Raw genomic sequence first — 23,599 nt, forward strand, 5'->3', positions numbered from 1 at the left:
GAGGAGTTCGAGGCTCAGCCACCCGGCGAGGTACGCGACCGGCACGACGCCCAGCAGCAGCGCCCGGCCGAAGTCGGCGACGATCATCACGCGGCGCCGGTGCATGCGGTCCACCCATGCGCCCGCGAAGAGCGCGATCAAGAGAAAGGGCGCCGTGTCGGCGGCGCCCAGGATCCCCATCTGCACCGGCGTGGCGTGCAGCATCACGGCGGCCGCGAGGGGCAGCGCGAGCTGCGTCACCTGCGAACCGAGGACGGAGACCGTCTCCCCGATCCACAACTTGAGGAAGTCCCTGTGCCGCCAGAGGCTCACGGACAGCCTCCTCCCGCTCCGCGTGGCGGCCGCTCCGTCCAGACGCTTACGCGGCGACCGTCAGCGCGACACCGCGCCCGCATCCGCGAGCCGGTTCACGATCTTCGCCTGCGACCGCAGCTGCGCGAGCCAATCGGCCGACGCCTGCGCCACCTGGTCATCAATGTAGTCCTGGCGCACGCGATCCTTGACGTCCTCGAACTTCGCCGCCACCGCCGGTTTCCGCTCCTCAAGGAGGATCAGGTGCCAGCCGTATTCCGTCTGGACCGGGTCGCTCACCTGGCCCACCTGGAGCTTGAAGGCTGCATCTTCGAAAGCGGGCGTCATTTTCCCTCTCGTGAACCAGCCGAGCTCGCCGCCCTGGTCTTTCGTCGTCGTGTCCAGCGAGTACTTCTTGGCGAGATCGGCAAACTTCGCTCCATGCGCCAGCTCGTCCTTGATCTGTGCGGCCTTCTCCTGTGTGTCGACCAGGATGTGGCTCGCCCGCACCTGCTCCGGCTGGTCGTACCGGTCGTGGTTCTTCTGGAAGAAGTCCTGCAGGCCGGCATCCGTGACGTGGATCGTGGGCGCGAGGATCCCGCGGATCTCCAGGTTCAGCCGCGCGGAGGCGCGGAGGTCGTCTTCGGTCATCCCGTTGTACGCGAGCGCCTGTTGGAATTCGTCGTCGGACGCGAACTGCGACTTGATCCGCTGAATCTCCCGGTCCACGTCCGCGGGCGTCACCGTCACGCCCTTCTTCTTCGCTTCCTGGTCGATGAGCCGCTCCGTGATCATCTGGTCCAGCACCTGCTGGCCGTTCTGCTGCACGAGCCGCTGGTAGAGCTCGTCCTTGGTGATCGCCTCGCCGTTGACCGTCGCGACGGCCTCCGAAGACCGGCCGGCCATGGCCACGACGACGGCGGCGAGCAGCACCGCCGCGGACACGCCGGCCAGGACGACGGCGGCCAGCGTGCGCCTGCGCGCGGACGGCGGCGAAACCGGTTCCGGAGCCGCGGCGGGCTGGGGTTCCACACGATCCATGGACATCGCGCTCCTTCTCTGCCCCGTCCCGGCCCGCGGCCCGGCGCGACGCCGGCACGGCCTTCGTGAGGCTCGATTCGCCGCCGCGCGCCGCAATGCGCGACGGCGTACCGCTTCATCGTACCGGAGCGCAGACGCGAACGCAAAAGCGCGGGCATTCCTGCACCCGCCCGAGCCCGCAGCCGCGTCTCAAGGAACGCGCATCGCCGTGTGGAATGTACCGGCAGGCGGAGGATGCGAGAGGGGATCCCGTGTGAGAAACGTCGCCCTCGTCAGCGACACGGCCTGCGATATCCCGGAGGACTTGTGCCGGGAACTGGACATCCATCTGGCGCCGGTCCACGTGATCATCGACGACCAGGAATACCGGGACCGGGTGAACGTCGACATCCGGACGGTCTACCGGGCGCTGCGCGACGGCCGGCGGGTCACCACCGCCGGCTGCAACGCCAACGATTGGGCCGCGGCCTACGAACGAGCCGCGCAGGTCGGGGAGCGGATCGTCGCCGTGAGCCTGAGCCGGGTGCTCAGCACCACCTACGGCGCGGCGCAACTCGCCATCGACGCTACGGGATTGCCCGTCACCCTCATCGACGCAGGCACCATTCTCGTGCCCGAGGGTCTGGCCGTCCTCGCCGGCGCGCGGGCTGCGCGGCGCGGCGCCGACCTGGACGAGGTGCTGCGCCTCGTGCACAAGGTCCTGGGAACGGCGCGAATGGTCGCGGTGGCCGACACCATCGAGTTCATGCGGCGTGGGGGCCGGCTCGCCGCCATGGAGGCGGAAGTCGGCTCGCTGGAGGGCTATCGTCCCGTCCTGCGCATCTCCGGGCGGGGGTGGCAGCCGCTCGACAAGGACGAGACGCGCGCCGGCACCATCGAGAAGATGCTGAACATCATGCGACGCGACCTGCAAGAGATGGGGTGCGACCGCGACACGCCGCTGATGGTCGTCGTGGATCACGCCGGAGCCGAAGACGAGGCGGCCGCCCTCCTGGAGCGCCTGCGCCACGAGTACAGCGTGGCCGAGGCGCACACGTGGACCATCAGCCCCGCCGTCGGCGTGCACATCGGCCCGGGCATGCTCGGCGTCGGCTATTGCCCGGTCGTCGAATGATCACTCGAACTCGAACCTCTCCGCGGTCGGCATCCGCAACCCTTCCCGTTGCGGTAGGATGCCCAAGGAGCCCGGCCGGTCGGCAACGAAAGGGCACGCTGCCGGCCGATCCGGCCGGCATGCCATTCAAGGACACGGAGGACGGTGGAATCCTGCATGTCATCGCAAGGACCCATGGCCGGCAAGCGGGGCGTCGTGCTGGGCGTCGCCAACCGGCACAGCATCGCCTGGGCCATCACCCAGAGCCTGCATGAGGCCGGGGCGCAGGTCGCGCTCACATTTGAGTCCGAGCGCGTCGAGGACCGCGTCCGCAAGCTCGCGGAGTCGCTCGCCATCCCCCACGTCTTCCCGTGCGACGTGACGGACGACGCGCAGATCGCGGCCCTTTTCGAAGAGCTTGGGCGCGCCTTCGGCACCATCGATTTTCTCGTGCACAGCATCGCCTACGCGCCGAGGGAAGCTCTCGAGGGCGCGTACGTCGACACGTCGCGGGACGCGTTCCGCATCGCCCTGGACGTCAGCGTGTACTCGCTGGTCGCGCTGGCGCGGGCCGCGCGGCCGCTGATGCCGTCCGGCGGGTCCATCGTGACGATGAGCTACTACGGGGCGGAGAAGGTGATGCCGAACTACAACGTGATGGGCGTGGCCAAGGCCGCGCTGGAAGCGTCCGTCCGCTACCTCGCGAGCGATCTCGGCCCCAGCGGCATCCGCGTCAACGCCATCTCCGCCGGGCCCATGAACACGCTCGCCGCTCGCGGCATCTCCGGCTTCACGGGAGCGCTCAAGATGCACGCCGAAAAGTCCCCCCTGCGGCGCAACACGGAGGGCCGGGAACTCGGCGACGCCGCGGTCTTCCTGCTCAGCGACATGGGCAGGGGCATCACGGGGGAGGTCCTGTACGTCGACGCCGGATACCACATCATGGGCGCGTGACGCGGCCGCGGGCGAGGGGCGCGCCGGCGCCGCCGCAACGGGCCGGCGCCGGCTCCCTCGTGGCCGCGCCGTCGGCCGCGGACCGCGCGGCGCGGCTACCGGGACCGGCCGCCGAAGATCGCGCGGGCGAAGCGCCAGGCGTCGCTGGGCCGCTCCGCCAGGCGGCGCATGAAGTACGGGTACCAGTCGCGGCCGTACGGAAGGTAGATGCGGACGCCGTAGCCCCTGCGGAGGACCGCCTCGGCGAGCTCCGGCCGAACGCCGTAGAGCATCTGGAACTCGTACTTGTCGTCCGGCACGTTCCTTTGGCGCGCGGCCTCCACCGCGTAATCGATCAGCAGGTCGTCGTGGGTGGCGATCGCCACGCGTTCGCAGGCCGTCCACGCCTCGTCGAGCAGCCGCTTGTACGCCTCGCGGATCGCGTCGCGGCCCTGGTAGGCGAGGTGCGGCGGCTCGTCGTAGGCGCCCTTCACGATGCGGACGTGCGGGCGCAGCGTCGCGAGCGCGCGGAGATCGTCCAGGCTGCGGCGGAGGTAGGCCTGCAGGACGATGCCGACATTGTCGAAGCCCTCGGCGCGGAACGCGCGGTACAGCTCCAGCGTGACGTCCGTGTACGCCGAGCTTTCCATGTCGATGCGCACGAGAATGCCGGCCGGCTTCGCCGCCTCCAGGATCCGGCGGACGTTCTCCGCGCAGAGCTCGCGGTCGATGTCGAGACCCATCTGCGTGAGCTTCAAGGAGACCGTGGCGCGGAGCCGGTGGTCGATCAGCGCCCGGACGGCGTCGACGTACTCCGCGGCGGCGGCGCGAGCCTCTGCCGCGTCGCGCACGCTTTCCCCGAGATGGTCCAGCGTGACGGCGAAGCCCCGCTCGTTGAGGCGGCGAACCTCCTGCACGGCCTCCTCGAGCGTGTCGCCGGCGACGAAGCGCCGCGCCAGGTCGCCACCGATCCGCTCCGCCCAACGCGCCGCCCTCTGGCTGTGCGACAAGCGTAAGAACACCCACCGACCGAGACTGGCCAACGAAGATGCCTCCCCTGTTCCGGCGCCCCGCCGGGCGCCGCGTTCCAAGTGTCTCCACCGCGCGGCTCTTCGCCCTCGACCGCCGAGGACCCGTCAGGGGCCGCGCTCTTCACGGACCTGGCGCGCCGCCTCATACAGCGCGACGGCGGCGGCCGTCGCCACGTTCAACGATTCCATGCCATCCGCGAACGGAATCCGCGCGACGACGTCCGCCGCCGCGGCGGCCTCGCCCAGACCGCGGCCCTCGCTCCCCAAGAGAAGCACGGCACGGTCGAGCGGGACGCGGTCGAGGCGCTCCGCACCGCGCGCGTCCAGCGCCACGACCCGCCGCCCGGCGGCGCGCGCTTCGCTCAGCATTTTGGCGAGATCGGCCGCCTCGACGAGCGGCAGGCTGAACGCGGCGCCCATGGCGCCACGGAGCGCCTTGGGGCCCCACGGGTCGGCGCAGCCCGGGCCGAGCACCGCGCCGGCCGCCCCAAACGCCGCGGCCGCCCGCACGAGCGCGCCGACGTTGCCCGGATCCTGGACCGCGTCCAGGGCCAGGACGGCGCCGGCGGCGCGCCACAGGCCGGCCGCGGCGTGGCGCGGACGCCGCGCGAGCGCCAGGACCCCCTGCGGCGTCCGCGTGTCCGCCATGCGGCGGAAGGCGGCCGGCGCGACGACGACCGGCGGCACCGGGCAGCGCCGGACCCATCGGGAGCCGTCGCCTTCCGCGAACTCCGCGCTGACGTACACCCGCTCCACCGCCTGCGGACCCAGGCGCGACAGCAACTCATCCACGAGCTTGGGACCTTCGACGACGAGCAGCCCCTCGCGGCGGCGCGCCGCCGCGTCCCGCCCCCGCCGGACGACGCGCAAGACTTCCCGGTTGCGTGGGCTTGAGATCATCTGCGGCGCCGTCTCTCCCACGGGTCCGGCCATGTCGCGCCTCACTCGCCCGCCTGGTCCTGGAAGTCCTGCAGCCGGGCCAGGTCGTCGTTGCGGGCGACGGCCACCAGGACATCCCCGTGCGTCAGCTTGTCGTCCGCAGGCACCGGCACGCGGATCGAGGCGCCGCGACGCAGGGCGACCACCGTCACACCGAACCGCCGCGCCAGGTCCAGGTCACGAAGCGACCGGCCCGCAAGGGCCTTCCCCGCCGTGATCTCCGCCACGCTCACGTCCGGGGTCAGTTCGATCGCGTCAAGCAGGCTCGGCGTGACGAGGCTGTGCGCCAGCCGCGCGCCGCTGTCCCGTTCGGGGAAGATCACGCGGTCGGCGCCGATCCGCGCCAGCACCTTGCCGTGCTGGTCGCTCGCCGCCTTCGCCACGACGTTGCGCGCGCCGAGTTCCTTGCACATCAGCGTCACGAGAATGCTGGCCTCCATGTCGCTGGAGATGCCCACGACCACCGTCTCGAAGTTGCGCAGGCCCAGCGACTTGAGCGTCGCCTCGTCGGTCAGGTCGGCCTGCAGCGCGTGCGTGACGTGGTCGACCATCGCCTGCACGCGCGACTCGTCCGCATCGACCGCCAGCACGTTGTGGCCGAGGTGGAAGAGCGTGCGCGCCACGCTGGAGCCGAACCGTCCCAACCCGAGTACCGCGAATTCCCGTCTCACCCTGCCCATCTCCTCCGATGCCGGATCAGCCGACCATCACGCGGTCCACCGGCAGCCGGTACAGCGGCCTGCGCCGCTGCCGGCGCGCGATGGCGAGGGCCGCCGTCAGCGGGCCGACCCGCCCGATGAACATCATGCCAATGATGAGCAGCCGCGCCCAACTGTTCAAGGTGGGCGTGAGCGAGCCGGTGCCCACGCCCGCGGACAGCCCGACGGTTCCGAAGGCGGACGTCGTCTCGAAGAGGAGGTTCAGGAACGGCCCGCCCTGGATGAAGAGCAGTGCCCCCGCCACGGCGATCACCAGCGTGAAGGCCGTCACCGCGATCGCGATCGCGCGGTTCACGACGCTCCAGTGGAGCCGCCGGCCTGCGACCGTCACGTCCTCGCGGCCCGCGATGGTCGCCCAGACCGTCAGCGCCACGACGCTGAACGTCGTCGTCTTGATGCCGCCGCCCGTCGAGTTCGGCGAGGCTCCGATGAACATCAGCACGACCATGAACAACAGCGTGAACGGGTGGAGCGCGCCGATGTCCACGCTGAAGAAGCCCGCCGTGCGCGGCACGATCGCCTGGAAGAAGGCCGCCCAGAGGCGCGCGCCGACCGGCAGGCCGCCGAGCGTTTTGGGGTTTGACCACTCCGCGAGGAGAATCACGACGAAGCCGGCCACGATCAGCGTCGCCGTGGTGATGAGAACCATCCTTGAGTGCAGCGTGAGCCGGTGGCCGGTGCGCTTGGCGTACAACACGTCCATGATGACGGTGAAGCCGATGCCGCCGATGACGATCAAGCCGCAGATCGTGAGGTTGACGACCGGGTCGCCCACGTACGGCATCATGCTCGGGCCGAAGATGTCGATGCCGGCGTTGTTGAAGGCCGAGACGGCGTGGAACACGCCGTACCAGAGCGCCCGCGGCCACGGGTAGTCGAAGGCCCAGCGGACCGTGAGGATCAGCGCGCCGAGGGTCTCGATCGTCAACGTCGTCAAGAGGATGCTGCGCGCCAGGCGCACGATGCCGGACAGCGACTCCTGCCCGAGCGCCTCCTGGATCAGCAGCCGCTCTCGCAACGTGATGCGCCGCCCCAACAAGAAGAAGAGGAGCGTCGACATCGTCATGATGCCCAGGCCGCCGACCTGGATGAGCAGCAGAATGATGGCTTGTCCCAAGGGCGACCAGTGCTTCGACATGTCGACCACGGTGAGGCCCGTGACGCAGACGGCGGTCGTCGCGGTGAACAGCGCCGTGAGCGCGTCCGTGCGCTCGCCGGGCGCGGTCGCGGCCGGGATCAGCAGAAGCAGCGTGCCGACGGCGATCGCCGCGGCAAACGAGAGCACGACGATGCGCGCGGGGTTGCGCTCGACCAGCAGCCCGCGATGACGCCGTTGCGACGACGGTTCCGACTCGACCTGCAAGCGAACGCCTCCTCCGCCCTCTCACCATGGTGCCACCAGGCGGCCTGCAACAAAAAAGCCCGAAGGACCCGGTCTCGCCCGGGTCCTTCGCGCCGAGAGATCACAGGCTTTCCTTGGCCTTGGCCACCAGCTGGGAGAACGCGGCCGCGTCGCGGACGGCGATGTCCGCAAGCATCTTCCGATTGATGTCGATGCCGGCCCGCTTCAATCCGTTGATGAACCGGCTGTACGAGAGGCCGTTCAACCGCGCCGCCGCGTTGATGCGCGCGATCCACAGCCGGCGGAAGTCCCGCTTGCGCGCGCGGCGGTCGCGGTACGCGTAATGCAAAGACTTGAGAACCTGCTCGTTGGCGGGACGGAAGAGGCGGTGCTTCGCGCCCCAGTAGCCCTTGGCAAGTTTGAGGATCTTCTTGTGGCGGCGCCGCGCCGTGACGCCTCTCTTCACGCGAGCCATACCTGCGTGTCCTCCCTCTCAGTCGTACGGCAGCAGCCGCTCGATCCGCTTCGCGTCCGTCTTGTCGACGGTCAGCCATTTACCCAGCGCGCGCTTCGCCGCCGCGTCCTTCGTGTGGCGGTGAATGCGGTTGGCGCGATTGCGCCGCCACTTGCCTGCGCCGGTCTTCTTGAAGCGCTTCGCGGCGCCCTTGTGCGTCTTCATCTTCGGCATCGCAAGACCCCCTTCAGCCCGTCACGCCCGGCCGTTCGGCGTTCTCGGCGTGACCGGCCCGTTCGCGTTCGCGTTGCGGCCTGGGCGCGAAGACCATGACCATGTTGCGGCCTTCCACCTTGGGCTGCTGCTCGATCATGCCGTACGCTTCCACGTATTTGGCCAGGCGGTCCAGCACCTGCCGGCCGAGCTCCGCGTGGACGATCTCACGCCCGCGGAACATGATCGTGGCTTTGACCTTGTCGCCGTCTTTCAGGAAGCGCAGCGCGTTCTTGGCCTTGACTTCGAAGTCGTGCTCATCGATGTTCACGCGCAGCTTGACCTCTTTGATGTCGACGATGTGCTGGCGCTTGCGGGCTTCGCGTTCGCGCTTGGACTGCTCGTACTTGAAGCGGCCGTAGTCCATGATGCGGCACACGGGCGGGTTGGCCTGCGCGGCCACCTCGACGAGGTCGAGCCCCCGCTCCTGCGCGATCCGCAAGGCCTCTCTGGTCGGCATCACACCGAGCTGGTTTCCGTTTTCATCGATGAGACGGACTTCGCGGACCCGAATGTTTTCGTTGACTCGCTGGTCCCGGCTGATGCGGCTGCACCTCCTTGGAAAGATAAAAGCGAGCGGGTCATGACCGCTCGCTTCCCATCGCCGCGCACGACGCCGGACACGGAATGACCGCGCCCCACCGGCGTCCGGGCGGCTGACCCGGCGGACAGCCCCGGCCGCGCGGACACGACCTCGCGGCGGCGTCGCCGGGTGAGAAGCGGCGCGCTTCTGCTTGTAGCCACACGTCGGTATGACGATAGCACAGATCCCGCCGGCGCACAATCATCATGGGTGCGAACGACTGCATCGGGTCTGTGCGACGGGTGCGCCACGCTTCTCACGCGGCTGCCGCCACGTTCAGGTCGAGGCGCCCAGCCCGGCACGGTCGAAGATGAAGTCGACCCACTTCAAATACCCGGCGACGTCGAACGCGCGGGCGATCTGCTCGCGGCCGAGCCGCGCGCGCACCTCCGGATGGTTCTCGATGCGCTCGCGGAAGGTCGGGCCGCCCTTCGGCAGGTCGCGCCAGGCGGCCATGGCCTCGGACTGGACGAGCTCGTACGCCTGGTCGCGGGTCATCCCGGCCTCGACCAGCGCCAGCAGCAGCCGCGGGGACGCGATCAGGCCGCCGGTGAGGGCGAGGTTGCGGTCCATGTTCTCCTCGTGGACGTGCAGGCCGGACACGATCTCCGTCATGAGGCTCAGCATGTAGTCGAGCACGATGGTGGCGTCCGGCAGGATGACGCGCTCCACGGAGGAGTGGCTGATGTCCCGCTCGTGCCAGAGCGGCTGGTCCTCGAAGGCGGCCACGGCGTATCCCCGGAGAAGGCGCGCCAGTCCGGAGACGCGCTCCGCCTTCTCAGGGTTGCGCTTGTGCGGCATCGCCGACGAGCCCTTCTGCCCGCCGCGGAACGGCTCTTCGAGCTCGCGGACCTCCGTCCGCTGCAGGTGACGGATCTCCGTCGCCAGGCGGTCCAGCGTCCCGCCGACGACGGCCAGCGTGGCGAGCAGCTCGGCGTGGCGGTCGCGCGGCAGCACCTGCGTGCTGACCGGCTCCGGCTGAAGACCCAGCTTCCGGCACACGTACGCCTCCACGCGCGGGTCGACGTCGGCGAAGGTGCCGACGGCGCCGCTCAGCTGGCCGACGGCGACCGCCTCTCTGGCCCGCCGCAGGCGCTCCACGTTGCGCCCCATCTCCGCGTAGAAGGACGCGAACTTGAGACCGAGCGTCGTCGGTTCCGCGTGCACGCCGTGCGTGCGGCCGATGACGGGCCGGTGCTTCCAACGCAGGGCCTGCTCCCGCAGCGCCGCTCGCAGGTTGTCCGCGCCCCGGATGAGCAGGTCGCACGCGTCGCGCAACTGGAGCGCCTGCGCCGTGTCGACGACGTCCGTCGACGTCAGGCCGTAGTGGAACCAGCGCGCCTCCGGGCCGACCGTCTCCCCGACGGCCGTGATGAAGGCGATGACGTCGTGATGCACCGTTCGCTCGATCTCAAGGATGCGCGACACGTCGACGCGCGCGCGCGCTCTCACCGCCTCCACGGCCTCCCGCGGCACGACGCCCAGCTCCGCCCAGCCCTCCATGGCGGCGATCTCCACCTCGAGCCACAGCCGGTACCGGCGCTCGAGATCCCACACGGCCGCCATTTCCGGGCGCGTGTAGCGGGCGATCATGCGCCGTCCGGGACGACGACCGCGTCCCTCGTGCGCCCGCTGAGCCGGCGAGCGCCGTCGCGCTCCACGACGGCGACCTCCTCCAGACGGACGCCGAACCTGCCGGGCAGATAGATGCCCGGCTCGATCGTGAACACCATGCCCTCACGGATGATCGTCTCGTTGCGGCCATGCACGGAAGGAGGCTCGTGCACGGACACGCCGAGGCCGTGGCCCGTGCGGTGCACGAAGTAGGGGCCGTAGCCGGCGGCGTCGATGGCCTTGCGGGCCGCCTCGTCCACCGCCCGCAGCGGCGCGCCGGGTCGCGCCGCCGCGAACGCCGCCTGGACGGCCGCCTCGACGGCAGCGTGCACCTTGAGGTACTCCTCGTGCGGTTCGCCCACGAAGACCATGCGCGTGATGTCGGAGCAGTAGCCGTCCTTGCGCCCGCCGATGTCGAACATCACCGGCTCGCCGGCCTGCACCGCCCGCGCGCTGGTGTGGTGGTGCGGGTAGGCGCTGTTCGGGCCGGACCCGACGATGCAGAACGTCATCTCGTCCGCGCCCTCGTCCGCGAACGCCTGCTCGACGACGCGCTGCAATTCCCGCTCCGTCACGCCCGGCCGCACGGCGGCGAAGGCCCTGTCGAGCACGCGGTCCGTCAGGGCCGCCACGCGCTCCATCCGCTCGATCTCGCCCGCGTCCTTGATCATGCGCAGGGGACCGATGATCTCGCCGGCCGGCGACCAGGGGCCGCCCGGCACGGCCCGCTGAAGGAGGAGGAGGAAGTCGGCGCGCATGTCGTCGTTCACGCCGAGAGGTCCCTCTCCGGACGCATCGAGGCGCAACGCCGCCAAGAGAGCCGACAGCGCCACCCCCGGCCCCTCTTCGTCCGTGTACGCAAACATGGGCAGCGGGCTGTGCGCCGCCGCCTGCTCCCGGTTCAGGGCGGGCATGAGCCAGGCCGCATCGTCCGGAGTGACGGCGAGAAAGGCCGGACGCTCGTCCGCCGTGGTGGAGAATCCGGCGAGGTAACGGAGGTCGTCGCCCGGGGCGACGAACGCCGCCCGCCAGCCCTTTGCCCGCAGCTCCGCCTGCAAGCGCGCGATCCGCGCACCGGAATCCGTCATCGTGATGGGCCTCCCGTGCCCCCGGGCGTTACACTCGGCATGGGGACGCGCGAAGGATCGCCCCCGTGCCCCGCGAAAGTGTGCTCCTCGGGGAGTGTTGTCGTTGCTCAGAGAGATCGTTGACGCTCTTCGTCCGGCCGTCGACCGCGACCAGGCGCTGGCCGACGTCGCGGCCGTGAGCCGCTTTCACCGCATCCAGAACAGCCCCGGGTTCCACGAGGCCGCAGACTACGTGGAGCGGCGGGCGAGGGAGCTCGGCCTGCGCGTCAGCCGTCACCGCCTTCGCGCGGGCTCCGGCCGGATGTGGTCCCAGACCCTGTTCCCGGCCTGGCATTGCCGTTCGGCTCGCTGCGAGCTCCTCCTGCCGGACGGGTCCTTGGAAACGCTCGCGGCGTTCCCGGAGGATCCGGTTTCCATTGTGCAACGGAGCGCCGCCACGGCGCCAGGCGGCGTCGAGGCTGATCTCGTCGTCGTCGACGAGGCGAACCGGCCGCAATCGTGGGACGGCGTCGACGTCGCCGGGAAGATCGTCCTCGTCCGCGGGGACGCGATGCGCATCCACCGCTTGGCCGTGCTTGAGCGCGGCGCGCTGGGCCTGCTCTTCGACAACATGAACGAAATTCCCGGCCTGCGTTCCCGCGCGGACCTGGCGGATCACCGCCAGTACACGTCGTTCTGGTGGGAGGGCCAGGAGCCGAAGGGATTCGGGTTCGTGCTGACGCCGGCGCAGGGTGAGACGCTGCGCCGCCGCGCGGCGGAGGCGGCCGCCGCCGGCCGGCCGCTGCGGGTCCGCGCCCGCGTGGAGGCGGAGTTCGAAGACGGGGAGATCGAGATCGTCGACGCCTTCCTTCCAGCGGCAGACCCCGAGGCCACGGAAGAGGTGTGGTGCGTCGCCCACCTGTGCCACCCGGCGCCCTTCGCCAACGACAACGCGTCCGGCGTGGCGGCGGCGCTGGCGGCCGCGGCCGCGCTCTCGCGCGCGACGGCCGAGGGCCGCCTCGCGCCGCGGCGCCGCGGCGTGCGGTTCCTGTGGATGCCGGAGATGACCGGCACCACCGCCTACCTCGCGCAAGTGGGCGAGCCGGCCTACCGGCGCGCCGTCGCGGCGCTGAACCTGGACATGGTCGGCGAGGACGAGCGCAAGACGGGCGGGGCGCTGACGGCCGAGCACCCGCCGCTCGCGACGCCGTCCTTCGTGGGCTACCTTCTCGCCCAGGCGGTCGCGGCCGTGGCGAACGAGCGCGAATCCCTGGGCGGCGAGCGGCGCGTGCCCGCCATCCGCTGGACGGAGACGCCGTTCTCCGGGGGCAGCGACCACATGATCCTCTCGGATCCGCTCGTGGGCGTGCCGACACCCATGCTCATCCACTGGCCGGACCGCTTCTACCACACGAGCGCCGACACGCTCGACAAGGTCGATCCCGACATGCTCGCCCGTTCGGCGACGATCGCCGCCGCCTACATCCAGTTCGCCGCGGCGGCCGGCGCGGCCGAGGCCGCCTGGCTGGCGGCGCAGATGGCGGCCGCCATGCCGGCCGAGCTGCACCGTGACGCGGAGACGCGCTGGGCGCAGGGCTGGCGCGGCGGGCGGCTGCAGCGGTACCTGCGCTACCGGAAGGACCGGCAGCTGGAAGCGCTGGAGGACCTCGCGCGGCTCGTGCCGGAGGCGGAGCGCGAGGCGTTCCGCGCCTCGCTGGCGCCGGCGCGCGCGGCGCTGGAGGCGGTGTGGCAAGCGGAGGCGGCGGCGTGGCGCGCCAGAGAGGCATCCGGCGCCGGGTCCGGGACGACCGCATCCCCAGGCGGCCCTGCCGCCGGGCCGAACGTCCGCGCCGCGGCCGCGACGCTGGACGGGCTCCTCGCCGCCACCGGGTGGCCCTTCCCCGACTTCGCGGCGCGCATCCGCCGGGTCCACCCCGGCCCCGTGTGGCTGCGCGGCCACCTCGCCGCGCTGTCGCTGAAGGAGCAGGACGCGTGGGACGCGTTCGTCGACGCGCACCCGGCGTGGGCGCACGCCACGCACATCCTGGACTACTACATGGACGGCACGCGCATGGTGGCGGAGGTCAGCGAGGCCGCCGAGTGGGACACCGGCGTCCGCGACGACGAGTTCACCATGGGCTACGTGGCGCTGCTCGCGCGGCTCGGTCTGGTCGAGTTCGTATAGCGGCCCGGCGGAGCGTACAATGGACGTATGAGCCAGGTGACGGACCTGCAGCGGTACAGGCGGGAGCGGGAGCGGCGCCGCCGGGAGCGCCAGCGCCAGGCGGAGCGCTTCCGCCGCCTTGACGAGGCGTCGCGCGCCGGGCGGCCGGGCCCGCGCGCCTCCTGGGCGCGCGGCCTGACGCTGTGGGCCGTCATCTTCGCGTTGCTGTTCGTCTACAACCTTCTCACGTCGCGCTAGGCGGAGGCGCAGGCATGGACGCGACGTCCTCCTGGCCGCGCGTCATCGCCCATGTGGACGCCGACGCGTTTTTCGCCGCGATCGAGATCCGCGACCGGCCGGAACTGGCCGGCAAGCCGGTCGTCGTCGGCGGCTCCCCCCGCAGCCGCGGCGTCGTCGCCACGTGCGACTACGTCGCCCGCGAGTACGGCATCCGTTCCGGCATGCCGCTCGCCGAAGCGTACCGCCGGTGCCCGCACGCCGTGTTCCTGCCCGTCGCCCGGGACAAGTACGCCGCGGCCAGCCGGCAGATGCGGGCGCTGTTCGCCGAGCTGACGGACCGGGTCGAACCGCTCAGCCTCGACGAGGCGTTTCTCGACCTGACCGGCGTCCCCGGCGATCCCGTCGAGGCGTGCCTGGAACTGAAGCGGCGGATCCGCGAGACCATCGGCGTCACCGTCTCGATCGGCCTGTCCTACAACAAGTTTCTCGCCAAGCTCGCCAGCGACATGGACAAGCCCGACGGGTTCACCGCCGTGGACCCGCGCCGCGCGCAGGAGGTGCTCCGCGATCTGCCGCTGGAACGGCTCTGGGGCGTGGGGCCGAAGACGGCGGCGCGGCTGCGCCGCTTCGGCTGGCGCACGGCCGGCGACCTGGCCGCGGCCGGCCCGCAGGCCCTGGTGCGGGCGGTGGGCGCGTGGGGGCACGCCCTCCACCTCATGGCCTGCGGCGTCGACCATCGCCCGGTGACGTCCCCGGGCACGCCGAAGTCGGTCAGCCGCGAGGAGACGTTCGAGGCGGACATCTCCGGGCGGGAGGCGTGCCTTGCGGAACTGGCGGCGCTGGCAGAGGAGGTCGCGCTCGACCTGCGCCACGAGGGCGCCCGGGGACGGACGGTGACGTTGAAGGTGAAGTACGCCGACTTTCGCGTGGTGACGCGGTCCGAGACGCTCGCCGAGCCGGTTCGCACGTCATCGGACGTGTACGCCGCCGCCGCCCGTCTCCTCGACCGGGTGAACGTGCGAAGGCCCATCCGCCTCCTGGGGATCGGCGTCTCGAACCTGGTCTGGCCGGGCCGGTTCGTCCAGGTGTCCCTCTTCGCGCCGGATGACGAGCGGCCGCAGGCGCCGCCCGGCACGCAGGTGTCGCGGCCGGTCGCGCCCGAGACGGCCGAGGCCCTCGACGCCGCGATGGACGCGGTGCGCCGTCGTTTCGGGCCGGCCGCGCTGCGACGCGCCCGGGCGCTGATGGGCCGCAGAAAGCGGTGACGCCGTCGCGCGGCCGCGATCCCCGGCCCGGCCGTCCCTCACACGGGAAAGCGCGCCCGGCTCCCCACGAAGGGATTCCCGAAGCGCTCGCGTCCAACCGTCGTCCACGGGCCGTGCCCGGGGCAGACGACGACGTCGTCCGGCAGCGAAAGGAGCTTCTCGCGGATCGAGCGCAGGAGCGTGGCCATGTCGCCACCGGGCAGGTCCGTGCGTCCGATCGACCCCGCGAACAGCGTGTCCCCCGCGATCACGCCGACCGGGTTCCCCGCGCCGTCGAGGAGCGCGTAGACCACGTGGTGCGGCGTGTGGCCGGGCACGTGCCACACGCGCAGCCGGCCGCCGCCGAGCTCCAGTTCCTCGCCGTCCGCGACCTCTCGATCCGGCGGATCCAGGACCAGAGGCGCCCCGAACAGCTCCGGCCAGCGCGCCGAACCGTTCAGCTCCGGGTCGCGGAGAAACTCGGCCTCGCCCCGGCCGGCCACGACCGGCGCGCCGCTCGCCGCCTTCGCCGCCGGCAGGCCGGCGATGTGGTCCAGGTGGCCGTGCGTCAGGAGGATGCAGTCCACGCCGCGCGCCAGCCGCGCAATGACCTCGTCCGGAGCCATGCCCGGGTCCACGACCGCCGCGCGCCCGCTGGGCACATGCGTGATCCGGTACGCGTTCTCCTGAAATGGGCCCAGGACGCGCACCTCCACGTCGAAGTCGCCGAGCCGCATCGTCACGCCTCCCCTTCCCCTCCGCTCGCGCCCTCGCCGTCCTTCAACGCCCAGCGGCCGCGGTCGCGGGTGCGGTACTTCTCCAGGGTGCGGCGGAAGGCGTCGTCCAGATCGATGCCCAGCTGGTTGGCGAGGCAGCCGACGACGAAGAGGATGTCCCCCAGCTCAAGGGCGAGGGAGCCGTCCGCCTCGTCGCGCTTTTTCGTCTTGGGGCCGAAGCGGTGGTTCAATTCCCGCGCGAGTTCCCCCACCTCTTCGGTCAGCCGCGCCAGGTTGGCGAGCGGCGGCCAATAGCCGTCGGCGAACGGGCGGATGTACTCGTCGATTTCGGCCTGCAGATCCTTCAGCGACACGGTCTCAGCCCACCCGGAGGACGATCTTTCCGAAGTTGCGGTTCGCTTCCATGTACCGGTGGGCCTCCGCCGCCTCCTGCACAGGGAAGACGCGATCGACGACCGGCTTCAGGACGCCTTCGGCGAACAGCGGCAATGCGTGGGCCGCGAAGTCCTGGGTGAGCGCCGCCTTCGCCTCCAGCGGCCGGCTGCGCAGCGTGGTGCCCTGGATGCGCACCCGCTTCGCGAGGAGCGGACCCAGCGGAACCTCGGCGTGGCTGCCGCCCATGGTGCCGATCACGACGATGCGGCCGCCGACGGCCGCGACCTCGATGTCGCGGGCCAGGTAGGGCGCGCCGACGAACTCGAGGATGATGTCGGCGCCGCGCCCGCCGGTCTCTTCACGGAGAACCGCCACGAAGTCCTCCTGCCGGTAGACGATCGCCCGCTTCGCACCCAGCGCCCGCGAGCGCTCCGCTTTTTCCGCGCTGCCGACCGTCGTCCAGACCGTCGCGCCGATCGCCCGCGCGAGCTGCGTCGCCGCCGTGCCGACGCCGCTTCCTCCGGCGTGGATCAGCACGCGGTCGCCCATCCGCGCGCCCGCCCACGCGAACAGCGCGTCATAGGCCGTCAGCCAGGCCTCGGGGATGGCGGCGGCTTCCTCGAAGGACAGCCCGTCAGGGATCGGCATGAGCAGCCGGTGGTGGGTGGTGACGTATTCGGCGTAGCCGCCGCCGGCCAGGAGGCCCATGACGCGGTCACCGGGGCGGAAGCCGTGGACGTCGCGTCCGACCGCGTCGATCTCGCCGGCGTACTCCAGCCCCAGAATCTCCACTTCCGGCCGCGATCCCGGCTGCGGGTAGCCGCCCATGCGCTGGAGGATGTCCGCCCGGTTCACCGCTGTGGCGCGCACACGCACGCGCACTTCGTCCGCGGCCGGCTCCGGATCCGGCACCTCGCGCCAGCGCAGCACCTCCGGTCCGCCGTGGCCTTCGAGCACGATGGCTTTCACCCGCGTTCCCTCCCCCGCCCAACATACCACGGGCTGGCGAGGCGCGGCCGGGCCTGCGCCTCTACCGTGCGGGCGAGGCCGCCGCTCCGGGGCGGCCGACCGGCGCTGCGGGAGCGCGCGCGACGAGCGCGACGCTGCAGAGCACGAGGGCGAGGCCGGCGATCACGTTCCACGACAGCGGCTCTCCCAGGAACAGGGCCCCCCACGCGGTCCCGAACACCGGAACGAGCAGCGTCACGCTGAGCGCCCGCACCGGCCCGACGTCACGGATCAGCGCGAAGAAGAAGAGGTAGGCCACCGCCGTGCACAGGACGGCCAGCGCCGCCACCGCCATGAGGGCAACCGGCGACCACGCGGCGCGGGGCAAGGCGGCGCAGGCGAACGGCAAGAGGATTACGGTGGCCGCGAGCTGTTGCCCGATGGCCATGTCCAGGGGGTGCTCCCCCTTGAACGCTCTGGAGGCATACACCCCGGCGACGGCGTACGAGCACGCGGCCAGGAGCGACATCGCGGCCGAGACGAGGAGCCGACCATCGGGACGGTCCGGCTCCCACCCGACCAGCACCGCCACGCCGAGGATCCCGAGGACGAGTCCGCCCGCCTTCCGCGGCGTGAGCGGGTCGCCCGTCCATACGCGCGTCACGAGCGCCGTGAAGAGCGGCGTGGTGGCGTTGAGGATCGCGGCCAGGGAGGAGGAGAGACGCAGTTCCGCCGCCGCGATCAGCGAAAAGGGCACGGCGGCGTTCAGAAGGCCGAGGACCAGGTAGGACTTCCATTTGCCCGCCACGGCCGGCCTGCGGCGGCTGAGCGCGGCGAACACGCCAAGCGCTGCGCTGGCGATTCCCACGCGCAACCACATCAGGACGACGGGTCCCAGGGTGGGCGCCCCCACGCGGATGAACAGGAACGACCCGCCCCACAGTGCGGCCAGGGTGAAAAGGAAGGCCCATTGCTTCGTGTTCACGTCGAACGCCCCCGTTTCGCACGGTGCCGGCCGGCTGTACTACGTTGTACCACCGCGCCGTCTTCTCCGCCTTTCGAGTTCTTGCGCTGTGATTGCCCGCCCGTATCCGTGCCGGCGCGGGCTCGTGATCCTGCAGTCAGGAGGCGTCCCTCGTGACCCCGGAACAATGGACGGCGATTCTGAATTCACCTCACAGCGACAACAACAGGGGAACGAGAAACGGCACAAGCGCCGTGAGCAGCAACCCGTGCGCGAACGCGAACGCGGCCGTCGGCGCGTCGGTCGCGGCGGCAAGGACGGGAAGGGTCGTGTCCATCGTCGTCGCCCCGCCCGGCAGGACCGCAAGCCAGCGCCTCGAGGGGTGAAGGAGGCTGCCCAGGGCGGGTGCGGCCAGCACGGTGAGGGTCTCCCTGAGGACATTGGCCAGGAACGCCAGCGCGCCGGGCCCCGGTCCCACAAGGTGCGTCACGAGGACCCCTGTCAGGCTGTACCACCCGAACCCGCCACCAATGGCGAGGGAAAGTGAAGGCGGAAGGCCCATGAGCCGGCCGGCCGCCCACGCGCCGGCAAGGCTGCCGGCCGCGCCGGCAAGCGGCCACACCAGGAGACGCCAGCCCTGCGCGAGGATGAAGGTGCGCACGGCGCTCCACTCCACCGCCAGGTCGCGGCCGATGGCGACCAGCAACAGTCCCAGGAGCACGGTGATGGCCGGCTCGACCTGGACGCCGAGTCCCTCGAGGCGGCCCCCCGCGGCTGCACCGAAGGCAAACCCGACCGCGACGGAGGTCACGGCGAGCCACGTGAGGCGCAGGGCGGCGCCACGCGCCGTGCTGCGGTCGCGAGGGCGCGACGCCCCCGGCGAGGGCCCGGGCACTTCCAGAGACACGCCGGCCGGGGCGCCGCCCGCGGCAGCTCCGAGGAGCGTCGCGGCCGCGTACCCGAACGCGAAGGCCATGCCGGCCGTGACCGTGGCGAAGACAGCCGCCTGTCCGCCGAGGAGCGCGACGCTTCTCGCCACCTCCGGCGTCATCCCCATGTGGAGCCCGATGGCGAGAAGCAAAAGCGAGAGCGTGACGCGCACCCACAGCGGCCAGACGGCCGCCGGCACGCGCCGGTCCGCTCCCGTGACATGCACGGCGACGCCGATGACCAGCGAGACGATGACGGTGACGATCCTCGATCCGCCCAACCGTGGGCGCGCGTTCCGCGGACGGGACGCGCGCCCGTGCTAAAGCGACTGCTTGCGCGCGCCGCGCGCCTCCTCCGCGGCCGCGACGACGGCGTCGAGCCCGGCGCCGGTCGAGGCGATGACCGCCGCCGCGATCGCGCCCTCCACGAGCGGCGCGTCCGCGAACCGCACGCGGCCTCGCAGGTCCTCCCGCACCAGCTCCAGCGCCGCGTCCGTGCCCATCACCGAGCTGCCGATGTCGGCGAGCACGCAGACGTCGCCGGCCTCGGCGAGTTCCTGCATGGTCGCGGCGATCCGCGCCACATCGACGCCAAGCCCGCCGTCCACGGCGCCCGCGGCGGTGGCGATGCGGACGCCAGGCGCCATCTGCGCCGCGAGCTCGCGCACACCCTCCGCGAGCGTGCGGCTGTGGCTGACGACGAGCAGCGCCACCGTGCCGGGGCCAGCGGCGCTCTCGCCCGCCGCGCCACGGCCGGCGGCGTCCGCGCCGGCGCCCCCGCCGCGCGCCGCCGTCACGCGTCGCCCTCCTCGGCCGCAACCTCGCTCATCGCCCGCAGGATGAGCGCGGACGACGTCGCCCCGGGGTCCTGATGGCCTGCGCTGCGCTCGCCCAGGTACGCGGCCCGTCCCCGCCGCGCGACGAGCGGCCGCGTCCCTTCCGCGCCCGCTTCCGCGGCGTCCGCCCCGGCCGCAAGCACTTCCGCGACGCCGCCGCCTGCCGCCAGCCGCTCTCGCATGGCGGCCACCGCCGGCGTCCAGGCGTCGACCATGGTCTTGTCGCCCGGCTCCGCCTTGCCCCGCTCCTTCACGCCCGCGAGGCCCGCCTCGAACGCAGTGACAAGGGTGGCGGCGTCGACGGTCGGGGCATCGCCCACGGCCGTCGCCATGCGCAGGAAGAATGTGCCGTACAACGGGCCCGACGCCCCGCCGACGGTGGACAGCAGCGTCATCGCGAGCCCTTTGAGCATGGCGCCGGGCGCCTGCCCGGCGAGCTGGTCGCGCTTCGCCAGCACCGCCTGGAAGCCGCGGTGCAGGTTGATGCCGTGGTCGCCGTCGCCGATCGGCTGGTCGAGTTCCGTGAGCTCATCACGCCGCTCGGCCACCTTCGCCGCCATGCGCTCCACCATGCGCCAGATCCGCGCGCCGTCGAGTTCCTGTACGCCGTCCACGGTCATGCTCCCGTTCAGCTCTGCTTGAATGCCGGCGTGTCGGCCGGCGCGTCCAAGAGCTTCTTCAGGTCGTCGTCCAGCCGGAGAAGGGTGAGCGAGAACCCGGCCATCTCCAGCGACGTCATGAAGTTGCCCACATAGGTACGGTACACGCGCACGCCTTCGCGGTCCAGGCGGAGGTGCGCGGCCCGCGTGGCGACGTACAGCTCCATCAGCGGCGTCGCGCCCATGCCGTTGACCATGAGCGCCGCCTCGCGCCCCGTGTAGTCGATGTCGGCGAGGATGCGGTCGAGCATCATGTCCACGATGGCGGACGCCGGCATCAGCTTGCCCTTCTGCACGCCCGGCTCGCCGTGGATGCCGATGCCGATCTCGATTTCGTCCTCGCCCAGCTCGAACCCCGGCTTGCCCGCCGCGGGCACGGTGCACGGCGAAAGCGCCATGCCCATCGAGCGCACGTTGGCGATGACGTGCTCCGCAGCCTGCTTCACCTCTTGCAGGCTGCCCCCCGCCGCCGCGCGCGCACCCGCGATCTTGTGCACGAAAACGGTGCCGGCCACGCCGCGGCGGCCGGTCGTGTACAGGCTGTCCTGGACCGCGACGTCGTCGTTCACGACGACGCTCGCCACCTCAATGCCCTCGGCCGCCGCCATCTCGCCCGCCATCTCGAAGTTCATCACGTCTCCGGTGTAGTTCTTGATGACGAGCAGGACGCCGCGGCCGCCGTTCACCGCCTTGATCGCCTCGAACACCGGCTCGGGCGTCGGCGAGGTGAACACCTCGCCCGCGACACCCGCGTCCAGCATGCCCGGCCCGACGTAGCCCGCGTGCGCCGGCTCGTGCCCGCTGCCGCCGCCGGAGACGAGGCCCACCTTGCCCTGGACGGGCGCGTCCTTGCGCACGATGACGTTGTGCCCCTCGAGCTTGCGCAGCCGGTCCGGGTGCGCCCGCACGAGGCCCTCGAGCATCTCCGGGACGATGTCCTCGACGGCGTTGATCAGCTTCTTCATCGCGTCCCCCTCCATCGCTCGAAATGGACAGCCGGCCTCCGCCGGCCGCCGCCGCTTCGCTGTTCGGGGCTCAAGCCCCCAGCCAGCCGCCGATCGACAGTGCCAGCCACACGCCGTAGACGCCCATCGCCGCGCCGAGGACGACCAGCGCCCAGTCCAGGCGGCGCGCGGCCGCCGGAGACAGTCCGGCGTCCAGGATCACGGCGCGCAGGCCGTTCAGGCCGTGGTAGATCACGGCAAAGAGCAGGGCCAGCTGCAGCACCAGCCAGTACGGGTTCGCGAAGAGCGCCGCCACGTCGCGGTACGTGAGAAGGCCATGCTTGGCGAAGTGGTTCGCGATCATGTGCAGGGCGATCAGGACGACGAGCAGAAGCCCGGTGAACGCCTGCAGCAGCCACGTCCAGACGGAGTAGCCCCGCTGTCCCACCGCCCTCACCTCCAGGCCGGCGCCAGGATCAGGTACGTCGTGTACGCGAAGATGACCGTCGCCGCGCCCATGGCCGCCCAGAACCACTGCCGCTGGCGGTGGCTGCCGACGCCGAGCCCCACGAACACCAGCCGCACCCCGTTCAGGCCGTGCACGACGAGCACCGCGACAAGGGCGACGTCGAAGAGAAGAAACGGCCAGGAACTCATCCAGCGCACCAGCCGGTCGTAGCCGGCCGGACCCTGGAACAGCGCCGAGAGCACGGCGAGGTGCGCGAACACGTAGGCGAGCAGGAGGAGCCCCGTGACGCGGTTCAACACGAACGCCCACATGCCGGTGTGGCGGCCGCGCGGCGCGAACCAAGCGCGCCAGTCCGCGTCGCGGCGCGCGTGCCGGTCGCTCATCGCTTCGCCCCCTCCGCCAGGCCAAGGTGCCGCCGGACCAGGTGCGCGCGCAGCTCCATCAGCGCCTGTCCCGGGTCCACCCCCGCCGGGCACGCCGCCGTGCACTCGAACACGTGGTGGCAGCGCCACACGCCGTGCGGCTGGTCGGCGGCTGCCAGGCGGCGGTCGTCGTCGCCCGGCTTCGTCGGATCCTTGAGCCCGCGCAGCGCCAGCGCAAGCGGCGCCGGGCCCAGGTACTGCAGGTCGCTGGCCACGATGGGGCACGCGGACATGCACGCCCCGCACGTGATGCAGTGTTCGAAGTGCGTGTCGTCCTCCCCGTGCCCGGCGACGAGGTCCGCGTCGACGGCGTCGAGCTTCCCATAGAATTCGCCGAAGTCCACGGCCAGGTCGCCCATCACGGGGAAGTTTCGCAAGGGCTCCAGCGTGACGGTGGCGCGGGCGCCTTCGGGCAGGCGGTAGTCCTTGCCGTGGCCGCTGCGCTCGCGCAGCTTGCCGGCGGCGATCTGGCCGACGGTCGTGAGGCACGCCAGGCGATCCCGCCCGTCCACGCGCAGCGCGCACGTTCCGCAGGACGCGTGGTGGCAGGAGTGGCGGTACATCAGGTCGGGCGCCGGACCGGCCTGCAGCGCCTCCAGAACGTCGAGCAACGACCAGTCCGCGTCCGCCGGCAGCGTGTACGACTCATACCGGCCGCCCCGCGCCGCCGATGGGCGCGCGAGCCCGCGCAGCACGCGCACGGTGAGCTCCACCTCGGGCATCAGCTTCCCCCCTGCCAACGGAACCGGTAGAACGGCAAGAGCGGCAGCTCCTTGGTTCGGCATTCCCGGCGGACGCCCAGCTTCTCGCAGACGCGGTCGCCGACGATCTCCGCCATCAGCCGCGACGTCGTCGTCTTGCCGCCGACGACGGACAACAGGCCGTCCGCCCCGTCCCCGCGACCGTGGTCGAACACCTGGAACCCCCGCGACAGCTCGCGCCCGTCGCTCTCCTTGTTCCCGGCCACGAGCGGGCGCGCCGCCGCAAACGCGGAAAGGATCGGCGCGCTCCGCACGGCCGGGATCAGCTTCGCGCCTTCGTCGATCATCCGCCGGACGTGGTCCGGCGGCACCGGGATGCGGTCGCCGCTTTCCACGTTCCACGAGGTCGTGCCGATGATCGACGTCAGACGCTGCGGCACGATGATGTCCCCGTCGCCGGGCGGCCGCAGGCGGTTGATCACGCGCTGGTTGAGGCGTTGCGCCAGCGCCACCATGACGCCTGCGCTGGGCTGCACCGGAACGCTCACGCCGGCGAGGGCCGCCACGCGGCCCGCCCAGGGCCCGGC

General features: G+C 71.6%; 27 protein-coding genes and 1 pseudogene. 5 read left to right on the forward strand and 23 right to left on the reverse strand.

What is annotated here, in order from left to right; all coding sequences use genetic code 11:
- Positions 1 to 312: MFS transporter (locus IRZ18_02260; GenBank protein ID MBX5475932.1), on the reverse strand; the 312-nt coding region annotated here is incomplete at its 3' end.
- A 60-nt stretch (positions 313 to 372) separates the two neighbouring features.
- Complete coding sequence (locus IRZ18_02265; GenBank protein ID MBX5475933.1) at positions 373 to 1,338, reverse strand: peptidylprolyl isomerase; 966 nt, start codon at positions 1,336 to 1,338, stop codon at positions 373 to 375.
- Between the two features lie 247 nt (positions 1,339 to 1,585).
- On the opposite strand from IRZ18_02265, the gene IRZ18_02270 reads away from it, so the two are divergent.
- Positions 1,586 to 2,446, forward strand: a complete 861-nt coding sequence (locus IRZ18_02270) for a DegV family protein (GenBank protein MBX5475934.1) — start codon at positions 1,586 to 1,588, stop codon at positions 2,444 to 2,446.
- Positions 2,447 to 2,602: 156 nt separating this feature from the next.
- Entirely contained in the window at positions 2,603 to 3,379 is a 777-nt protein-coding gene (locus IRZ18_02275; GenBank protein MBX5475935.1) for an enoyl-ACP reductase, read from the forward strand.
- A gap of 95 nt (positions 3,380 to 3,474) precedes the next feature.
- On the opposite strand, the gene IRZ18_02280 is transcribed toward IRZ18_02275, so the two are convergent.
- The 9 genes from IRZ18_02280 to IRZ18_02320 all read right to left on the reverse strand — a co-directional run bounded on the left by IRZ18_02280 (position 3,475) and on the right by IRZ18_02320 (position 11,401).
- Positions 3,475 to 4,401, reverse strand: a complete 927-nt coding sequence (locus IRZ18_02280; GenBank protein MBX5475936.1) for a proline dehydrogenase family protein — start codon at positions 4,399 to 4,401, stop codon at positions 3,475 to 3,477.
- A 93-nt stretch (positions 4,402 to 4,494) separates the two neighbouring features.
- On the reverse strand, positions 4,495 to 5,322 hold the full coding sequence (locus IRZ18_02285) for an RNA methyltransferase (protein MBX5475937.1): 828 nt from the start codon (positions 5,320 to 5,322) through the stop codon (positions 4,495 to 4,497).
- Between the two features lie 8 nt (positions 5,323 to 5,330).
- Positions 5,331 to 6,008, reverse strand: coding sequence for a TrkA family potassium uptake protein (locus IRZ18_02290; protein MBX5475938.1), 678 nt, complete (start codon positions 6,006 to 6,008; stop codon positions 5,331 to 5,333).
- A 16-nt stretch (positions 6,009 to 6,024) separates the two neighbouring features.
- Entirely contained in the window at positions 6,025 to 7,365 is a 1,341-nt protein-coding gene (locus tag IRZ18_02295; protein MBX5475939.1) for a Trk family potassium uptake protein, read from the reverse strand.
- Positions 7,366 to 7,510: 145 nt separating this feature from the next.
- A complete protein-coding gene (rplT, locus tag IRZ18_02300) occupies positions 7,511 to 7,864 on the reverse strand; it encodes a 50S ribosomal protein L20 (protein MBX5475940.1) in 354 nt (117 codons plus the stop codon).
- 18 nt (positions 7,865 to 7,882) lie between these two features.
- Positions 7,883 to 8,077, reverse strand: a complete 195-nt coding sequence (gene rpmI, locus IRZ18_02305) for a 50S ribosomal protein L35 (protein MBX5475941.1) — start codon at positions 8,075 to 8,077, stop codon at positions 7,883 to 7,885.
- Positions 8,078 to 8,090: 13 nt separating this feature from the next.
- Positions 8,091 to 8,660 carry a translation initiation factor IF-3 gene (locus tag IRZ18_02310; GenBank protein ID MBX5475942.1) on the reverse strand — a complete coding sequence of 190 codons (570 nt, stop codon included), beginning with the start codon at positions 8,658 to 8,660 and terminating at the stop codon, positions 8,091 to 8,093.
- Positions 8,661 to 8,975: 315 nt separating this feature from the next.
- Positions 8,976 to 10,292, reverse strand: a complete 1,317-nt coding sequence (locus tag IRZ18_02315) for an adenylosuccinate lyase (GenBank protein ID MBX5475943.1) — start codon at positions 10,290 to 10,292, stop codon at positions 8,976 to 8,978.
- Entirely contained in the window at positions 10,289 to 11,401 is a 1,113-nt protein-coding gene (locus tag IRZ18_02320; protein MBX5475944.1) for an aminopeptidase P family protein, read from the reverse strand. Before IRZ18_02320 ends, IRZ18_02315 begins: the two co-directional genes overlap by 4 nt.
- Before the next feature lie 103 nt (positions 11,402 to 11,504).
- Between IRZ18_02320 and IRZ18_02325 the strand changes: the two genes are divergently transcribed.
- Genes IRZ18_02325 through IRZ18_02335 form a run of 3 tightly spaced genes read left to right on the forward strand, consistent with a single transcriptional unit; the run spans position 11,505 to position 15,049 of the window.
- Positions 11,505 to 13,565: a DUF4910 domain-containing protein gene (locus tag IRZ18_02325; protein MBX5475945.1), complete on the forward strand. Its 2,061-nt coding sequence runs from the start codon at positions 11,505 to 11,507 to the stop codon at positions 13,563 to 13,565.
- Positions 13,566 to 13,592: 27 nt separating this feature from the next.
- On the forward strand, positions 13,593 to 13,802 hold the full coding sequence (locus tag IRZ18_02330) for a hypothetical protein (GenBank protein MBX5475946.1): 210 nt from the start codon (positions 13,593 to 13,595) through the stop codon (positions 13,800 to 13,802).
- 14 nt (positions 13,803 to 13,816) lie between these two features.
- Positions 13,817 to 15,049 (forward strand): DNA polymerase IV, encoded by a 1,233-nt coding sequence (locus IRZ18_02335; protein ID MBX5475947.1) that lies wholly within the window; start codon positions 13,817 to 13,819, stop codon positions 15,047 to 15,049.
- Positions 15,050 to 15,087: 38 nt separating this feature from the next.
- Here IRZ18_02335 and IRZ18_02340 read toward each other — a convergent pair whose 3' ends face one another.
- The 12 genes and pseudogenes from IRZ18_02340 to IRZ18_02395 form a co-directional block, all read right to left on the reverse strand.
- Complete coding sequence (locus IRZ18_02340; protein MBX5475948.1) at positions 15,088 to 15,765, reverse strand: MBL fold metallo-hydrolase; 678 nt, start codon at positions 15,763 to 15,765, stop codon at positions 15,088 to 15,090.
- Positions 15,766 to 15,767: 2 nt separating this feature from the next.
- Positions 15,768 to 16,118, reverse strand: coding sequence for a nucleotide pyrophosphohydrolase (locus IRZ18_02345; protein MBX5475949.1), 351 nt, complete (start codon positions 16,116 to 16,118; stop codon positions 15,768 to 15,770).
- Between the two features lie 4 nt (positions 16,119 to 16,122).
- Positions 16,123 to 17,109 carry an NAD(P)H-quinone oxidoreductase gene (locus tag IRZ18_02350; protein ID MBX5475950.1) on the reverse strand — a complete coding sequence of 329 codons (987 nt, stop codon included), beginning with the start codon at positions 17,107 to 17,109 and terminating at the stop codon, positions 16,123 to 16,125.
- A gap of 61 nt (positions 17,110 to 17,170) precedes the next feature.
- A pseudogene (locus IRZ18_02355) lies at positions 17,171 to 18,040 on the reverse strand (DMT family transporter).
- A 223-nt stretch (positions 18,041 to 18,263) separates the two neighbouring features.
- Positions 18,264 to 19,247, reverse strand: coding sequence for a lysine exporter LysO family protein (locus IRZ18_02360; protein ID MBX5475951.1), 984 nt, complete (start codon positions 19,245 to 19,247; stop codon positions 18,264 to 18,266).
- Between the two features lie 54 nt (positions 19,248 to 19,301).
- Complete coding sequence (locus tag IRZ18_02365) at positions 19,302 to 19,694, reverse strand: hypothetical protein (GenBank protein ID MBX5475952.1); 393 nt, start codon at positions 19,692 to 19,694, stop codon at positions 19,302 to 19,304.
- Positions 19,695 to 19,774: 80 nt separating this feature from the next.
- Positions 19,775 to 20,389, reverse strand: a complete 615-nt coding sequence (dhaL, locus tag IRZ18_02370; protein MBX5475953.1) for a dihydroxyacetone kinase subunit L — start codon at positions 20,387 to 20,389, stop codon at positions 19,775 to 19,777.
- Between the two features lie 56 nt (positions 20,390 to 20,445).
- A complete protein-coding gene (dhaK, locus tag IRZ18_02375) occupies positions 20,446 to 21,441 on the reverse strand; it encodes a dihydroxyacetone kinase subunit DhaK (protein MBX5475954.1) in 996 nt (331 codons plus the stop codon).
- A 70-nt stretch (positions 21,442 to 21,511) separates the two neighbouring features.
- A complete protein-coding gene (locus tag IRZ18_02380) occupies positions 21,512 to 21,868 on the reverse strand; it encodes a hypothetical protein (GenBank protein ID MBX5475955.1) in 357 nt (118 codons plus the stop codon).
- A gap of 5 nt (positions 21,869 to 21,873) precedes the next feature.
- Positions 21,874 to 22,272, reverse strand: coding sequence for a succinate dehydrogenase, cytochrome b556 subunit (sdhC, locus tag IRZ18_02385; GenBank protein MBX5475956.1), 399 nt, complete (start codon positions 22,270 to 22,272; stop codon positions 21,874 to 21,876).
- The gene (locus tag IRZ18_02390; protein ID MBX5475957.1) at positions 22,269 to 23,033 is read right to left on the reverse strand and encodes a succinate dehydrogenase/fumarate reductase iron-sulfur subunit; all 765 of its coding nucleotides are present in this window, start codon (positions 23,031 to 23,033) and stop codon (positions 22,269 to 22,271) included. The genes sdhC and IRZ18_02390 overlap by 4 nt, the downstream gene beginning before the upstream one ends.
- Positions 23,033 to 23,599: FAD-dependent oxidoreductase (locus IRZ18_02395; GenBank protein MBX5475958.1), on the reverse strand; the 567-nt coding region annotated here is incomplete at its 5' end. The genes IRZ18_02390 and IRZ18_02395, both read right to left, overlap by 1 nt.

The organism is Clostridia bacterium (assembly GCA_019683875.1).
Classification (GTDB): domain Bacteria; phylum Bacillota; class Sulfobacillia; order RBS10-35; family Bu92; genus Bu92.

What these genes read in the sequence shown, in the direction of transcription:
- rplT (MBX5475940.1), bottom strand. Translation starts at nt 7,864, where the DNA reads ATGGCTCGCGTGAAGAGAGGCGTCACGGCGCGGCGCCGCCACAAGAAG.
- IRZ18_02265 (MBX5475933.1), bottom strand. Translation starts at nt 1,338, where the DNA reads ATGTCCATGGATCGTGTGGAACCCCAGCCCGCCGCGGCTCCGGAACCG.
- dhaL (MBX5475953.1), bottom strand. Translation starts at nt 20,389, where the DNA reads ATGGTGGAGCGCATGGCGGCGAAGGTGGCCGAGCGGCGTGATGAGCTC.
- rpmI (MBX5475941.1), bottom strand. Translation starts at nt 8,077, where the DNA reads ATGCCGAAGATGAAGACGCACAAGGGCGCCGCGAAGCGCTTCAAGAAG.
- IRZ18_02320 (MBX5475944.1), bottom strand. Translation starts at nt 11,401, where the DNA reads ATGACGGATTCCGGTGCGCGGATCGCGCGCTTGCAGGCGGAGCTGCGG.
- sdhC (MBX5475956.1), bottom strand. Translation starts at nt 22,272, where the DNA reads ATGAGCGACCGGCACGCGCGCCGCGACGCGGACTGGCGCGCTTGGTTC.
- IRZ18_02390 (MBX5475957.1), bottom strand. Translation starts at nt 23,033, where the DNA reads ATGCCCGAGGTGGAGCTCACCGTGCGCGTGCTGCGCGGGCTCGCGCGC.
- IRZ18_02340 (MBX5475948.1), bottom strand. Translation starts at nt 15,765, where the DNA reads ATGCGGCTCGGCGACTTCGACGTGGAGGTGCGCGTCCTGGGCCCATTT.
- IRZ18_02285 (MBX5475937.1), bottom strand. Translation starts at nt 5,322, where the DNA reads ATGGCCGGACCCGTGGGAGAGACGGCGCCGCAGATGATCTCAAGCCCA.
- IRZ18_02330 (MBX5475946.1), top strand. Translation starts at nt 13,593, where the DNA reads ATGAGCCAGGTGACGGACCTGCAGCGGTACAGGCGGGAGCGGGAGCGG.
- IRZ18_02290 (MBX5475938.1), bottom strand. Translation starts at nt 6,008, where the DNA reads ATGGGCAGGGTGAGACGGGAATTCGCGGTACTCGGGTTGGGACGGTTC.
- IRZ18_02275 (MBX5475935.1), top strand. Translation starts at nt 2,603, where the DNA reads ATGTCATCGCAAGGACCCATGGCCGGCAAGCGGGGCGTCGTGCTGGGC.
- dhaK (MBX5475954.1), bottom strand. Translation starts at nt 21,441, where the DNA reads ATGAAGAAGCTGATCAACGCCGTCGAGGACATCGTCCCGGAGATGCTC.
- IRZ18_02335 (MBX5475947.1), top strand. Translation starts at nt 13,817, where the DNA reads ATGGACGCGACGTCCTCCTGGCCGCGCGTCATCGCCCATGTGGACGCC.
- IRZ18_02315 (MBX5475943.1), bottom strand. Translation starts at nt 10,292, where the DNA reads ATGATCGCCCGCTACACGCGCCCGGAAATGGCGGCCGTGTGGGATCTC.